The organism is Kitasatospora sp. NPDC001119 (assembly GCF_053598475.1).
Window position 1 is genome coordinate 1 of sequence record NZ_JBSFKI010000033.1, and the last position, 15127, is coordinate 15127.

Genomic DNA, 15127 nt, shown 5'->3' on the forward strand with positions numbered 1-15127 from the left:
ATCGAACAGGCCCAACCACCCGATTCCAGCAACTCTGCCAACAACCGGATGGCGGGACTCGAACCCGTCACTCATGAAGATCACCAACAGCATCCTTTCCGTGACCCAGAACCCAAATTGAGCCGCTGCCGATGCCATTTGCCGCACCATGTGGCCTGAAGCAGCGAACCCCGGAGCCGCCGGGGCCAGTTCAGGCGCCAGCACCGCGCAACCGGTCCGCCCGAACCACCACCCCAAGGCCTACGCGGCAGGCCTCCGGACGACCGCGCCGACGCCGACGGACAATTCGCGAGCAGACCGGGAGCCCACACACGGAAATCCCACCCTCCAAGCGCACGAGAAGTCGGCTCAATCGACTTCCCACCCACACCCAGGCGGAAGGACCCCCGGCTCCACCGACATCAACCGGGGCTCGCCCGCCTGAAGTGCGAGCCGGACACCGGCGAAGCGGGCCCCCCGACCAAACGCCCCGTACTGAATAGCGTCACTGGGCGAGGCGCAAGAAGTCGACTGGGCCGACTTCTCGCGCACACACCGGCTCGGTGCCTGGCGGAGGCCGGAACGACAGGAACCGCGCTCGGGCAGGAAGCACGGAAAGTCGGCTGGATCGACTTCCCATGCGCTACTCGCCGGTTCGTCGCGGGAGCGTGGGAAGTCGGCCCGGTCGACTTCCTGCGCACGACCGGGGTCAGCGGCTCCCGGGCAGTCGCTCCGAGGCCGACGGATGGCACCGGCGGCTGCTCGCGCTGCTGCGGCTCGACACAGGCAAAGCGAGCCCTTGGCAAGGGGCTCGCTGACGAGCAGCGTCACCGGAACAGGACGTAGGAAGTCGGCTCCGCCGACTTCCTGTTCGGACACCTCTCGGAAGGCATGGTGGAGGCCTCACCGACAGGAACCACGCTCGGGCGGGAGGCCCAGAAAGTCGGCTGGATCGACTTTCCGCGCGCAACCCACCGATCCGTCGCGGCAGTGAAGGCCACACCGCCATGGACAACACCTGGGAATGGGGTGCAGGAAGTCGGCCCGGTCGACTTCCTGCGCGCAGCCGGGGTGGGCTTCCGGACGCTCGCGCCAAGGCCAACAGATAGCGCGGCACAAGCGAAGCAAGCCCTGGCAATACGCTGCCTGGCGAGCAGGGTCACTGGAGCAGGACATGAGAAGTCGGCCAAGCCGACTTCCTACGCGGGCACCGCTTGGGGGGCGTACTGGAAGCCTCGCCGGCAGGAACCGCACTCGGACTCGAAGCACGGGAAGTCGACTGGACCGACTTCCTGCACGGGACCCGTCGATTCGTCGCGGCAGTGGGAGGCCGCACCGGTATGGAGAACGCCAGAGGGTGCGGGGTGCAGGAAGTCGGCCCGGTCGACTTCCTGCGCACAACCGGGGTGAGGGGCTCGGGGCAGTCGCTCCGAGGCCGACGGATGGCACGGGAGCTGCCGGCTCGAGAGGTGGTGAAGGCCGCGCCGCCGTGGGCGGCGCCTGAGGGTAGGGACGCGAGAAGTCGACTGGGCCGACTTCTCGTGCGGGAGCTGTCGGTTCGAGAGGTGGTGGTGGAGGCCCTGCCTCCGTGGGCAGCGCTTGAGGGCAGGGTGTGGGGGCTGGGGCGGCTGCGGTGGGTGGGGGTGCGTGCGAAGATGGCAGGGCTGGTGGGAACGATCTCCGGACGGTTTCTGGGACGGTTCTCTGGCCATGGTGGACGAATACGCGCAGCGCGCGGGGCAGCCTCGGCAGGACGCCCTGCTGATGGTGCCGATCGCCACGGCGCTGATCGACGCCGACGGGCGGATCCTGCACTGGAGCGGTGACGCGGAGGCGTTGCTCGGGCACCCTGCGCAGGAGGCGGTGGGGGCGCGGGCGGCGACGCTGCTGACCTCCGAGGAACACCGGCCGGAGGTGCTCCAGCTGTTCCGGCAGATCCTGGCGGGCCGGTCGTGGTCCGGGGTGTTCCCGGTGCGGCACCGGGACGGGCACCTGGTGAACCTGGAGTTCCGTACGTATCCGATCCGCGGCCCGGGCGGCGCCCCGATGGTACTGGCGGTGGCCTCCGAGGTGACGACGCTGCGCCGGCTCCAGGCCGACCTGGCGCTCCTCGACGGGTTCTTCACGCAGTCCCCGGTCGGCATGGCGGTGTTCGACACCGGCCTGCGCTTCGTCCGGTTGAACGCGGCGCTGGCGGACGCGAACGGCCTAGGCGTCGAGGAGCCGCTGGGCCGTCGGCTCACCGAGGTGCTGCCGGGGATCAACGCCCCGGAGTCCGAGGCGGTGATGCGCCGGGTGCTGGAGAGCGGCGAGCCGGTGGTGGACGACCTGGCGCACGGCCGTACCCCGGGCGACCCGAGCCACGACCACGCCTGGTCGGCCTCGTACTTCCGGTTGAGGGACCGCGGTGGCCGGGTGCTCGGCGTGTGCGCCACGGTCATCGACATCACCGAGCGGTTCCACGCCGACGCCCGGGCGGCCCGCGCCCAGGAGCGGCTGTCCCTGCTGGTCGACGCGACCGCCTCGATCGGCACCACGCTGGACCTGCGGCAGACCGCCCGGGAGCTGGTCGACGCGATGGTGCCGAGGGTCGCCGACATCAGCGCGGTGTTCGGGCTGGAGGAACTGGTGGCCGGCCGGAACGTGGAGCCGCCCGCGCCGGACGTCCCGCTGCTGGTGCGCCGCCTGGCGATCGCCTCCGCCGACGCCGTCTACCCGGCCGATTCGCTGCCGGTCGACGCGGTGTACGAGCTGCGGCCGGACTCCCCGTACGCCCGGGCGCTGGCCGGCGGGCGCACGGTGGTGGTGCCCTCCTGGGAGCTGCCGATGCTGAGCGAGCCCGTCCACGAGAGCCGCCGCCAGGCCTACCTGGGCGACCGCCCGCGCTCGGTGCGGATCACCCCGCTGGTGGCGCGCGGTACGACGCTCGGCATGGTGGTGTACTCGCGGCGCGGCGCGCGGGAGTCCTTCGCGGCGGCCGACATCACGCTCGGCGACGAGCTGTCCTCGCGCGCGGCCGTCGCGATCGACAACGCCCGGCTGTACCTGCGCCAGCACCAGACCGTGCTGGCCCGGCAGCAGGCGCTGCGCGAGGCGAGGGCCGCGCAGGAGCGTCTGGCGCTGGTCAACGTGGCCTCCGCCCGGATCGGCACCACGCTCGATCTCGCCCAGACCGCGCAGGAGTTGGCCGAGGTGGCGGCACCGAGGCTGGCCGACACGGTGGTGGTGGAGGTGCTGGAGGAGCTGGTCCGCGGCGAGCGCGAGGCGACCGCCCCGGTGGACGGTTCGGCGCTGCTGCGGCGGATGGCCTTCCACTCGGTGCCCGGCTCGACGCTGGCGCCGATCGCCCGCACCGGCAACCTGCACCGTTTCGTGCCCGGTTCGCCGTACGCCTGGTGCCTGGCGCACCGCAAGCCGGTGCTGGTGCCCAGGATGGACGAGGAGGGCATGGCCTGGTTCGCGGACGACCCGGTGCGGCGGGCCGCCGTACGGGAGCAGAACGTGCTGTCGTTCATGGTGGTCCCGCTGATCGCGCGCGGCACCCCGGTCGGCGTGGCGGGCTTCTACCGCACCCGGGTCGAGCGCCCGTACGATGACGACGACGTGGCGCTGGCCGGGGAGTTGGCGGTGCGGGCGGCCGTCTCGATCGACAACGCGCTGCTGTTCACCCGCGAGCGCGACGCGGCCGCCGCCCGGCAGCGGGCGCTGGACGAGGCGTGGGCCGCCCAGCAGCGGCTGTCGCTGCTGAACGAGGCCAGCAACCGGATCGGCACCACGCTCGATCTGCACCGCACTGCCCGGGAGTTGGTGGAGGTGGTGATCCCGCGCTTCGCCGACTTCGTGACCGTGGACCTGCGCGAGGCGGTGCTCAGCGGCGAGGAGCCCGGGGCGGTCCCGGCGGAGGGCCCGGTGCTGATGCGGGCGGTGGCGGTCGGCGACACCGGCCCGGACGGCGGCATGCTCGGGGCGGCCGACCAGGTGGGCGAGACCTCGCAGTCGGCCGGGCTGTACGCGCAGAGCCTGCGCACCCGGCGCTCGATCCTGGTCTCCGAGGTGACCGAGGAGGAGCTGAGCCGGATCGTCGCCTCGCCCGACCGGGTGCAGCCGAGCCTGGACGCCGGGGTGCACTCGTACCTGATGGTGCCGCTGGTGGCGCGCGGACAGGTGCTGGGCGGCGCGGAGTTCGTCCGCTCCCGCAACCCGGTGCCGTTCGGGTCGGCGGACCGTTCGCTGGCCGAGGAGCTGGCCGCCCGCACCGCGCTGGCGATCGACAACGGACGGCTCTACCGCCGCGAACGGGACACCGCGCTCACCCTCCAACGCAGCCTGCTGCCACAGGAGGTGCACCGCACGCTCGGGCTGGACCTCGCCTACCGCTACCTGCCGAGCAGCGTGGTCAGCGAGGTCGGCGGCGACTGGTTCGACGTGGTACCGCTGTCCTCCGGGCGGGTCGCGCTGATCGTCGGCGACGTGATGGGCCACGGCATCCGGGCCGCCGCCACCATGGGACAACTCCGCACGGCAGCACGGACGTTGATTACCCTGGACCTGGATCCCGAACGGGTGCTGTACCGGCTGGACGAGGCGACCGCGGGCATCGGCGAGGGCCAGTTCGCCACCTGCGTCTGCGTGGTCTACGACCCGGTGGACCGCCAGTGCACCGCGGCCAGCGCCGGGCACCTACCGCCCGTGGTCGCCGACACCGAGGGGCGGGCGCACCTGGTCGAGCTGCCCACCGGCGCCCCACTGGGGGTGGGCGGAGTCGCCTTCGAGAGCGCCGAGTTCACCCTCCCCGAGGAGGGCATCCTGACCCTCTACACGGACGGGCTGGTCGAGCGCCGGGGCCAGGACCTCGACGAGGGACTGCAGTTGCTGTGCCGGACGGTCGCCGACCGGCGCGGCTCGCTGGAACAGACCTGCGACGCCGTCCTGAAGCGGCTCACCGAGACCACGGGCGAGGACGACATCGCCGTCATCATGGCGCAGGTCCGCCCGAAGGGCGCGGACCGGATCGCCACCCTGCGGCTCACCGGCGACCACGCCATGGTCGCCCACTCGCGCCGCTTCACCCGCGAGACGCTGGCCTCCTGGGGACTCGACGCGCTCATCGACTGGGCCGAGCTGCTCACCAGCGAACTGATCACCAACGCGCTGGTGCACGCCGGATCGCCCACCCAACTGCGGCTGTACTGCAACCGGGTGCTCACCGTCGAGGTCGCCGACCAGGAGTCCGAGGTGCCGCGGATCCGCCGCGCCCGCAGCGAGGACGAGGGCGGCCGGGGCATCCACCTGGTCAACGAGCTCGCGCACCGCTGGGGCAGCCGCCGGACCAAGGACGGCAAGGTGGTCTGGTTCGAGCTGGAGTTGCCCCCGGGGGCAACACCGTCCGCCTGAACGACCGGCGGCTTTCGCACCGCGCCTCTCGGCCGGTGTGCGGGCGGCGAGTTGGGGCGGGACACCGAGATCGGGGGGTGTCGTCAGCGGCCGGCCAGGTCCTCGGCGCGGTAGCGGCCGGAGGGCCTGCGGTCGCGGAGCAGGCCGAGCAGGGCCGGCGCCACCCGCTCGGGCAGTGGCGCGCCGGAGACGTCCTCGCCGGGGCCGGCCTCCTGGAGCATTCGGGTGCGCATGCTGCCCGGGTCCACCGACCAGACCCGCAACTCCGGCTCCTCCCGGGCGAGTACGTCGCCGGCGAGGTCCAACGCGGCCTTGCTGGCACCGTAACCGCCCCAGCCGCGGTAGGGCACCACGGCGGCCTCGGAACTGACGTTGAGGACGGCGCCGGCGTGGGCGCGCAGCTGGGGCAGCACGAGCTGGGTGAGGGCGATCGGGGCGAACGTGTTGACCTCGAAGGTCTCCAGCAGGCCCGGCAGCGGGAAGTCGGCCAGCCGGGGCAGCGGTTGCCCGCCGGGGCCGGGGGCGCCGTTGAGCGTTCCGGCGTTGTTGACCAGCAGGCTCGCGCCGCCGAGCTCCTCCGCGGCCCCGGCCAGGTGGGCGCGGTGGTCGTCGTCGACGACGGAGCCGGGCAGGGCGACGACCCTGGTGACGGTGGCCAGATCGGCTGCGGCGGCGGCGAGTTCGGCCGCTCCCCGGGCGGTGATCACCAGCTGCCAGCCGTCGGCGGCGAGGGCGCGCGCGAGGGCCAGGCCGAGGCCGCGGGAGGCTCCGGTGACCAGGGCGACGGGAGCGCTCCGCGGTACGGCTGCGCGGCCCGCCCCGCCGGTGCCTGCGCTCGTCGTGCCTGCGCTCCTGCCCGCGTTGTTGTCTGCGTTGGTGCCTGCGTTCATGCCGCACACCATCCCGCCGCCGGGCCGGTCGGCGGATCGGCCACCGGAACGGGAACCGGCTCGGACGTTGGCCCTAGCTAGATCGTTCGGAGGTCCTGGGGCCCGGGACCGGCGTCGTCGGCCCAGCCCTGCGGGTCGGTCCAGGCGGTCAGTGTGCGGCGGGTCTCGAAGCGGCGCTCCCGGCCGGTCAGCGGATCGGTGAACTCGATCGTCGAGGCGAGCAGTTGCAGCGGGCGGCGGAAGTCGTCGGCGGCGGGCTCGGGCAGCACGACCGGGTAGACCGGGTCACCGAGGATCGGCAGCCCGAGGCCGCACATGTGCAGCCGCAGCTGGTGGGTGCGCCCGCTCAGCGGCCGCAGCCGGTAGCGGGCGAGGCCGTCGCGGCGCTCCAGCAGGTCGATCCGGCTCTCGCTGTTCGGCGGCGCGTCGATCTCCTGGGCGGCGATCACCCCGCGCTCCTTGACGATGTGGCTGCGCACGGTGCGCGGCAGGCTCAGCTCCGGGTCGTACCCGGCGACGGCCTGGTACTCCTTGCGCACCAGGCGGTCCCGGAACAGCGTCTGGTAGGCGCCGCGGTCCTCCGGGCGGACGACGAACATGGCCAGGCCCGCGGTGAGCCGGTCCAGGCGGTGCGCGGGGCTGAGCGCGGGCAGGTCGAGGGCGTGCCGCAGCCGGGACAGCGCCGTCTCGGTGACGTGCCGGCCGCGCGGGGTGGTGGCCAGGAAGTGCGGCTTGTCGACCACCACCAGGTGCTCGTCGCGGTGCAGCACGACCAGCTCGAACGGGACGCGCACCTCCTCGGGGAGGTCCCGGTAGAACCACAGGTGGGCACCGGGACGGAACGGCTCCGCCGGGGCGATCGGGCCCTGCTCGCCGACGATCTCGCCGTCCCGCAGCGCGGCGTCGACCCGCTCGGCCGGGACGGCGGGCAGCCGGTCCACCAGGTGGTCCCGCACGGTCGGCCAGGGGCCTTCGAGCGGCAGCCGGAGGTGGACCGGGTCCACACCGTGGCGCTGCGGGAGGGGGGAGGCCGGGCGGCGGCTCTTGCGTCTCATCTCCAGGCCCAGCCTAGTGCGCGCCGGCGCGCGCCCCTCGGCCGAGGTGCTGACCCGGGGCCGGGCAGGGAAAGTGGACCGGAGGCCCTCGTGACGCCGGGGGCCTCCGACCGTCCGCCGACCGGGCCGACCAGCCGCCCCACCGGCCGAACCGAGCAACCGACCGATCCGCCGGACCGACCGGTCGGCACCACTGGAGGAAGCGTGACCGCCGACGGCCCGGACGGGGTGCCGCCGCTGCACCTGCCGAGGCGGACCCGGCTGCTGCTCTACGGCTCGCTCCTGCTCCTGGTCGCCGCCGTGGTGGCCGCGCTGGCCATCGGGCCCGGGACCACCCTGGCGCCGCTGCTCGCGGTAGCCCCGGTGCTGGCCGGTGCGACCACCCGGCGGGCCCGGGTGCCGCTGCTGGTCGGCGCGGCCGCGGTGGTCGCCGTCGGCCTGCTGGAGTCGGCCAACGCGCAGCTGCCGCTCTCGGTCCGGATCAGCGTTCCGGTCACCGTCCTGGCCTCGACCCTGGCCAGCGCGGCCAGCGTCGTCCTGGTGGCGGCCCGCGAACGGGAGCTGTTCCAGGTCCGGACGGTGGCCGAGGCGGCCCAGCGGGCCCTGCTGCGCCCGCCGCCGGAGCGGATCGGGCCGCTGCGCCTGGCGGTGCGGTACGTGGCGGCGGCCGCCGAGGCCCGGATCGGCGGGGACCTGTACGCCGTGGTGGAGACCCGCTTCGGGCTGCGCATCCTGCTCGGGGACGTCCAAGGGCACGGCCTCCCGGCGGTGGAGACGGCGGCGGACGTCCTCGGGGTGTTCCGGGAGGCCGCGCGGACCGAGCCGGACCCCGGGCGGCTCGCCGAACGGCTGGACGCGGCGCTGGCCGCCCGGCCGTCGGAGGAGGGGCGGTTCGCCACCGCGCTGCTGCTCAACGTGGCGCCGGACCGGGGGCCGGTGCGGCTGGTGAACTGCGGCCACCCGCCCCCGCTGCTGCGCCGGGCGGGCCGGGTGAGCGAGCTGGAGCCCCCGTTTCCGGCGCCTCCCCTGGGGCTGCTCGGGCTCACCGACGACAGCTACCCGGACCGGCGGTTCGACCCGGAGCCGGGCGACCTGCTGCTCCTGCACACCGACGGCGTGTCGGAGGCCCGGGACGCCGCGGGCCGGTTCTACCCGATCGCGGAGCGGCTGCCCGGACTGCACGGCGGCACCCCGGCGGACCTGCTGGACGCCGTGCTGACGGACGTCGGCGGCTGGGTCGGCGACACCGGGCTGGCCGACGACGCGGCGGTGCTGGCGATCCGCTGGGAGCCGTGACCGGGCCGCGCCGACGGCTCCGGAGGGTGGTCCGGAGAGCCGTCCGGAGAACTGCCCGGAGAGCAGCTCCGGAGAGCTTCCCGGCCGCGATTGTCAGTGGTGTGTGCAAGGCTCGGTCCACGGTCGGCGGGGAGCCGGCCGCAGGGTGGTCGCGGATCGACGAGGGGACGGTGCCATGGGGAGCGGGAGCAGGGTGAGCGGGTCTTTCGAGGTCACGGCGTTCGAGCCGGTGGAGACGGAGGAGCGGGAGGGCGCGGCGTTCGGGCGGGTCCGGATCGCCAAGACCTTCACGGGCGGGCTGAGCGGGGAGAGCGAGGTGCGGATGCTCTCCGTCGCGGGCCCCTCCGGCAGCCCGGCTTCGTACGTCGCGGTGGAGCACGTGACGGGTGAACTGGACGGGCGCAAGGGCTCGTTCGTGCTGCAGCACGCGGCCTGGGACACCACCGGCACGACGATACGCGTGGTGCCGGGCACGGGCACGGGCGAGCTGGCCGGGATCACCGGCGAGTTCCACCTGACCGTCGACGGGTCCGGCACCCACACCTACGTCCTGGAGTACGGGCTGGGCTGACGCCGGCCGCGGCGCGCGCGGCCGGCGGCCCCGGTCCGTCAGAGGATGGGCTGGGTCGCCTCCAGCCGCTGGATCGCGGTCCGGACCGCGGTCGCGTAGGCCCAGAACAGCGGCAGGGTGTTGGCCGCCCGCTCGGTGCGGGTGTTCTTGCCCGGGGCGAACATCGCGGCCCGCAGCTCGGTGGTCATCTCCAGCTGGGCGCCCATGCCGAGCAGGCTGCGGTTGCAGATGTTCTCCGGGGAGATGCCCGCGATCTCCTCCTCGCCGGAGGCGGTCACGGCCCGGATGCCCGCAGCCGCGAACTCCTCCATCAGATACTGGCGGAAGGTGGGGTTCAGGCCGCCGACCAGCACGGCCTGGGCGCCGGCCTCCAGTCCGGCCTGGGCGGCGGTGCAGCCGTGCAGCGACAGCACGTTGCGGCTGCCGGCGCACATCGCGCGGGCCACTCCGTCGTCGCAGTGGGTCGAGGTGACGTGCAGCTCGCTGTTGTTGGAGGAGCGCAGGCCCTCGAACATCCAGAAGTCGTGCGTCGGCCCGGCGGCCGGGGCCGGGGCGAGGTCGGCCGGGTGGTAGCCGGCGATGGCCAGGCACAGTTCGGAGGTGCCGCCCTCGATGCCGCCGCCGTGCGGGGCGATGACGGTGGTCCGGACGAACGGCGTACGGCCCTGCGGGCTCTGGTCGTCGACCAGGTGCCGGCGGTAGCGGCGGCCGTAGTCCACGCCCTCGACCACGGTCGGGTTGGCGTAGAGGGCCGTGTTGGAGGGGAACAGGTCGGCGGCGGCGCTCGCGGGGGTGCTGCCCACGGCGGCGCCGAGGGTGCTGAGGGCCGGGGCCGCGGCGAACGCGGCGATCAGGGTACGACGGTTAATCACGGTCACGGATCATGACAGGAGGTGGGGGATCGGAAAAGTACCGGCAAGGCTTTGGCCAAGTCGACGCCATGTCACGACGGGACCGGCCCGGTCGTGCGACACCGGCCTGACCGTGCGACACCGGCCCGACGGAGGCGTGCCGCATCCGTCGGGGCACGGGCAGCGCTGTCACGATGATGCGATCAGTGCACGATCGACATCGGAGGGTGGCGCATGCCCGACACGGCGGTGGATCGTACGACGTCAGTGGTCGTGGAGGCGCGGACGGTCGAGCAGGTGGTCGGCCGGCTGCGGGAGATCGGGGCGGGGCTGCCCCCGGCCGACGGGGTGGGGGTGTTCAACCGGCTCTACCTCACCGTGACGGAGGCGGTCCGCGACCGGCTGGACGGCGGGCGCTTCGCCGACCCGTCGGCGGTGGCCGAGCTGGACGTGGTGTTCGCCGGGCGGTACCTGCGGGCCGTGGCCGCCGACGCGGCCGGGCAGGAGCCGCCCGCCTGCTGGCGGCCGCTGTTCGCGCTGCGCGCCCACCCGGGGGTGCACCCGCTGCAGTTCGCGCTGGCCGGGATGGCCGCCCACATCCAGCACGACCTGCCGCTGGCCGTCGTGGACACCTGCCGCCGCCGGGGCTGCCAGCCGTCCGACGTCGAGCCGGACTACCACCGGATCGACCGGGTGCTGGCCGAGGTGGAGACGGCCGTCCGGGAGCAGCTGATGCCCGGACCCGACCTCCTGGAGCGCGCCGAGCCGCTCACCCACCTGCTCGGCGCCTGGTCGGTCGGGGCCGCCCGCGAGGGCGCTTGGGGCACCGTCGAGGCGCTCTGGGAGCTGCGGCACCTGCCGGGCGCCGCCCGGGCCCTCGCCACGGCGCTGGACGGTTCGGTCGGGCTGCTCGGCCGCGTCCTGCTGCTCCCGCTCGGGCCGGGCGGGAGGCAGGGCGGGAGGCAGGGCGGGAGGCAGGGCGGCGGACCGGAGGACGGGCGCGACACCGGAGCGGCCGGCGGCCGGATCAGCGGCCAGGCCCCCGGGCACCGCACCCCCGTAACGGCCCCCGCGGCTGCCCCCGCGACGGCCGCGGCCGCCCGGCTCCCCGAGGCGAGGAACCGGACGGCCGACGGTGCGGGCCCAGACGCGGCGGGCCCGGCAGGCACAACAGGCGCAGCGGGCGCCGGAGCCGGTCAGGCCCAGCTGGAGTGCAGCGGCTTGCCCTCGGCGTAGCCGGCCGCGCTCTGGATGCCCACGATCGCCTTCTCCTGGAACTCCTCCAGGCTGCCGGCGCCCGCGTAGGTGCAGGAGCTGCGGACGCCCGCGATGATCGAGTCGATCAGGTCCTCGACGCCGGGGCGGGTCGGGTCGAGGAACATCCGGGAGTGCGAGATGCCCTCCTCGAACAGCGCCTTGCGGGCCCGGTCGTACGAGGAGTCCTGGGCGGTGCGGTTGCTGACGGCGCGGGCCGAGGCCATGCCGAAGCTCTCCTTGTACTGGCGCCCGTCGGCGGCGGTCTGGAGGTCGCCCGGGGACTCGTAGGTCCCGGCGAACCAGGAGCCGATCATCACGTTGGAGGCGCCGGCGGCCAGCGCCATCGCGACGTCGCGCGGGTGGCGCACGCCGCCGTCGGCCCAGACGTGCTTGCCGAGCCGGCGGGCCTCGGCGGCGCACTCCAGGACGGCGGAGAACTGCGGCCGGCCGACGCCGGTCATCATCCGGGTGGTGCACATGGCGCCGGGGCCGACGCCGACCTTGAGGATGTCGGCGCCCGCCTCGACGAGGTCGCGGACACCGGCGGCGGAGACCACGTTGCCGGCCACGATCGGGACCCGCGGGTCCAGGCCGCGCACCGCGCGCAGCGCGCTGATCATGGACTCCTGGTGGCCGTGCGCGGTGTCGACCACCAGCACGTCGGCACCGGCCTCGATCAGCGCCGCGGCCTTGCCCGCGACGTCGCCGTTGATGCCGACGGTGGCGGCGATCCGCAGCTTGCCGGCCTCGTCCACGGCCGGGGTGTACAGGGTGGCGCGCAGCGCGCCCTTGCGGGTGAGGATGCCGACCAGTCGGCCCTCGCCGTCCACGACGGGGGCGAGCTTGCGGTGCGCCTCGGTGAGCTTCTCGAAGGCGGTCCGCGGGTCGATGCCCTCGTCCAGCAGCAGCAGTTCGCGGGACATGATGTCGGCCAGGCTGGTGAAGCGGTCCACGCCCTGGCAGTCGGACTCGGTGACCACGCCGACGGGCTTGCCGTCCTCGACCACCACGAGGGCGCCGTGCGCGCGCTTGGGCAGCAGCGAGAGCGCCTCGGCCACGGTGGCGCCGGGGGCGAGCGTGATCGGGGTGTCGAACACCAGGTGGCGCTGCTTGACCCAGGAGACGACCTCGGCGATGACCTCGGTGGGGATGTCCTGCGGGATGGCGACTAGGCCGCCGCGGCGGGCGACGGTCTCGGCCATCCGGCGGCCGGCGATGGCGGTCATGTTGGCCACGACCAGCGGGATGGTGGTGCCGGTGCCGTCGTTCGAGGAGAGGTCGACGCCCTGCCGGGAGCCCACGGCGGAACGGCTGGGGACCATGAAGACGTCGTCGTACGTCAGGTCGTACGAGGGCTTGAGGTCGTTCAGGAAGCGCATGAAGGAGGGCTCTCTGGCTGGGGGGATACACCTCGGGTGCGGTTGCGGCGATGCCGCCGGAGCGCACTCGGGCGCCCGGCACCCAGCGTTCGATTCTCCGTGAGGGTGGGGGCAAAAGCCAGTTCGACGGGCATTGCTGGGGCTGCGTACAAACCGTGATCAATACTCCGCGCGTAGACATGGAGGATCATCCAAAGACCCCCTCCGACGTCGGCTTTTCGCCCCGGTCCGGACCGCTCCCGTAGCATTCACGCGGTAAGGGGCTTGGCTTCACGCGTGTGGGCGTGGCGAATCGGGAAAGCGGCAGCAGGCGTGAGCATCGGTCAGACGGACATCGACCAGACGGACCTCCGACAGGCGGGCATCGAGCAGACGGGCACCGGGCGGACGGACCTCGGCCAGGACCCGGTCGAGGGCGCCGAGGAGGAGACCGACTTCGGTCCCGGCCTCGACCCCGAGCGGCTGCGGCTCTGCCTGGAGGTGCTGGCCGAGCTCGACGAGCTGCACGTGGACCACCCGGACGCGATCACCGTCCGCAAGGCCGTCGGCGGCATATTCCGCACCCTCAAGCAGCGCCGCCGCCAGGAGACCCGGGCCCGCAAGACCGCCAACGACCGCGAGGTCACCGCCCGTACCGCCACCGGCGCGCCCACCCGGATCGACGACGAGACGGCCGGCGCCTTCGGCCTGACCACCGTCACCACCACCGAGATCGCCGGCATCCTGGAGCGTCCGCGCTCCTGCTACACCTGCAAGCAGCGGTACATCGAGGTCGACGCCTTCTACCACAACCTCTGCCAGGACTGCGCGGTCAAGAACCGCTCCCGCCGGGACGCCCGCGCCGACCTCACCGGCAAGCGCGCACTGCTCACCGGCGGACGGGCCAAGATCGGGATGTACATCGCGCTGATGCTGCTGCGCGACGGCGCCCACACCACCATCACCACCCGCTTCCCCAACGACGCGATCCGCCGCTTCACGGCGATGCCGGACAGCGCCGAGTGGATCCACCGCCTCAAGATCATCGGCATCGACCTGCGCGACCCGGCCCAGGTGATGGCCCTGGCCGACGAGGTCGCTGCCGACGGCCCGCTGGACATCCTGATCAACAACGCCGCGCAGACCGTGCGCCGCCCGCCGGAGTCCTACCGCGAGCTGGTCAACGCCGAGTCCGCCCCGCTGCCGGCCGGCGAGCTGCCCCAGGCCACCACCATCGGCCGGTTCGGCAGCGGCAGCGTCGACCTGCCCGCCCTCCCCCACCAGGCGGGCGGCGACACGCAGCGGATCACCGCCGAGGACGTCACCTCGCTCGCCCTGGTCACCGGCTCCGCGACGCCCGACCGGATCGCGGCCGGCACCGCGATCGACGCCGGCGGCCTGGTGCCCGACCTCGCGGACACCAACAGCTGGGTGCAGACCGTCAGCGAGGTCGGCCCGATGGAGCTGCTGGAGGTCCAGCTCTGCAACTCCACCGCGCCGTTCATCCTGATCAGCCGGCTGCGCCCGGCGATGGCCGCCTCCGCGTCCCGCCGCAAGTACGTGGTCAACGTCTCCGCGATGGAGGGCGTCTTCTCGCGCGGCTACAAGGGCGCCGGCCACCCGCACACCAACATGGCCAAGGCCGCGCTCAACATGCTCACCCGCACCAGCGCGCAGGAGATGTTCGAGTCCGACGGCATCCTGATGACCGCCGTCGACACCGGCTGGATCACCGACGAGCGGCCGCACCCGGACAAGATGCGCCTCGCCGACGAGGGCTTCCACGCCCCGCTCGACCTGGTCGACGGCGCGGCCCGGGTGTACGACCCGATCGTGCGCGGCGAGGCGGGCGAGGACCTGTACGGCTGCTTCCTCAAGGACTACGACCGCTCCAACTGGTAACCAGCCGAAGGGGATGGCGAGTTGAGCACCGCACCGTCCGGGCCGACCGGACCGACCGCGCCCACCGGACCCGCCGGGCCCGCCGCACCGGTCCCGCCGACCGCGCCGCTGCTCGGTGCCGGGGTCATCGTGCCCACCGGGGACGGCCGGGTGCTGATCGGCCGCCGGACCACGGCCGGCGAGCCGCCGACCTGGAGCCTGCCCGGCGGCAAGGTCGACCCCGGCGAGTCCTTCGAGCGGACCGCGGCCCGCGAACTCGCCGAGGAGACCGGCATCGTGCTGCCCGCCGAGGAGATGCGGGTGCTCGCCGTCCACCTCGACCACGAGCTCGGCCGGCCCCGGCTGACGGCCGCCGTGCTGGCGCCGCCGAGCCTGGCCGAGGCCGTGGTCACCGAGCCGCACGCGTGCGGCGGCTGGGAGCGCGTCCCGGTGGACGCGCTGCCCGAGCCGATGTTCTACCCGTCCGCGCTGGTGCTCGGCAGCTGGCTGCCGCGGCTGTCCCCGCGGCTGCTGGCCGGAACGCACGGCTACCCCGTCGCCCGCTGGAACGGGTGACGGGGCAGCCGACCGCCTG

10 protein-coding genes are annotated in these 15127 nt (G+C 73.8%); 6 read left to right on the forward strand and 4 right to left on the reverse strand.

Features of this window, described 5'->3' with window-relative positions:
* Window positions 1-1689 precede the first annotated feature (1689 nt).
* A complete protein-coding gene (locus ACWDD9_RS32655) occupies window positions 1690-5373 on the forward strand; it encodes a SpoIIE family protein phosphatase (protein WP_074002572.1) in 3684 nt (1227 codons plus the stop codon).
* 83 nt (window positions 5374-5456) lie between these two features.
* Here the strand turns inward: ACWDD9_RS32655 and ACWDD9_RS32660 are convergent, their stop codons facing one another.
* Both ACWDD9_RS32660 and ACWDD9_RS32665 read right to left on the reverse strand, forming a co-directional pair.
* Complete coding sequence (locus tag ACWDD9_RS32660) at window positions 5457-6263, reverse strand: SDR family NAD(P)-dependent oxidoreductase (protein ID WP_449813588.1); 807 nt, start codon at window positions 6261-6263, stop codon at window positions 5457-5459.
* Window positions 6264-6340: 77 nt separating this feature from the next.
* Window positions 6341-7318, reverse strand: a complete 978-nt coding sequence (locus ACWDD9_RS32665; RefSeq protein ID WP_387966943.1) for a pseudouridine synthase — start codon at window positions 7316-7318, stop codon at window positions 6341-6343.
* A gap of 204 nt (window positions 7319-7522) precedes the next feature.
* Here ACWDD9_RS32665 and ACWDD9_RS32670 point away from each other — a divergent pair, with 204 nt between their 5' ends.
* Together ACWDD9_RS32670 and ACWDD9_RS32675 are read left to right on the forward strand one after the other, a co-directional pair.
* Entirely contained in the window at window positions 7523-8614 is a 1092-nt protein-coding gene (locus ACWDD9_RS32670; protein ID WP_449813589.1) for a PP2C family protein-serine/threonine phosphatase, read from the forward strand.
* Between the two features lie 193 nt (window positions 8615-8807).
* A complete protein-coding gene (locus ACWDD9_RS32675; protein ID WP_449813590.1) occupies window positions 8808-9185 on the forward strand; it encodes a DUF3224 domain-containing protein in 378 nt (125 codons plus the stop codon).
* A 38-nt stretch (window positions 9186-9223) separates the two neighbouring features.
* Here the strand turns inward: ACWDD9_RS32675 and ACWDD9_RS32680 are convergent, their stop codons facing one another.
* Window positions 9224-10063 carry a poly-gamma-glutamate hydrolase family protein gene (locus tag ACWDD9_RS32680; RefSeq protein WP_449813591.1) on the reverse strand — a complete coding sequence of 280 codons (840 nt, stop codon included), beginning with the start codon at window positions 10061-10063 and terminating at the stop codon, window positions 9224-9226.
* A 207-nt stretch (window positions 10064-10270) separates the two neighbouring features.
* Between ACWDD9_RS32680 and ACWDD9_RS32685 the strand changes: the two genes are divergently transcribed.
* Entirely contained in the window at window positions 10271-11272 is a 1002-nt protein-coding gene (locus ACWDD9_RS32685) for a DUF5995 family protein (protein ID WP_449813592.1), read from the forward strand.
* Here ACWDD9_RS32685 and ACWDD9_RS32690 read toward each other — a convergent pair.
* Complete coding sequence (locus ACWDD9_RS32690; RefSeq protein ID WP_049656920.1) at window positions 11233-12672, reverse strand: GuaB1 family IMP dehydrogenase-related protein; 1440 nt, start codon at window positions 12670-12672, stop codon at window positions 11233-11235. The genes ACWDD9_RS32685 and ACWDD9_RS32690 overlap by 40 nt on opposite strands.
* 462 nt (window positions 12673-13134) lie before the next feature.
* Between ACWDD9_RS32690 and ACWDD9_RS32695 the strand changes: the two genes are divergently transcribed.
* Window positions 13135-14553, forward strand: coding sequence for an SDR family NAD(P)-dependent oxidoreductase (locus ACWDD9_RS32695; RefSeq protein ID WP_234348576.1), 1419 nt, complete (start codon window positions 13135-13137; stop codon window positions 14551-14553).
* Between the two features lie 21 nt (window positions 14554-14574).
* The gene (locus tag ACWDD9_RS32700) at window positions 14575-15108 is read left to right on the forward strand and encodes a nucleotide triphosphate diphosphatase NUDT15 (RefSeq protein WP_117486986.1); all 534 of its coding nucleotides are present in this window, start codon (window positions 14575-14577) and stop codon (window positions 15106-15108) included.
* The last annotated feature ends 19 nt before the right edge of the window (window positions 15109-15127 follow it).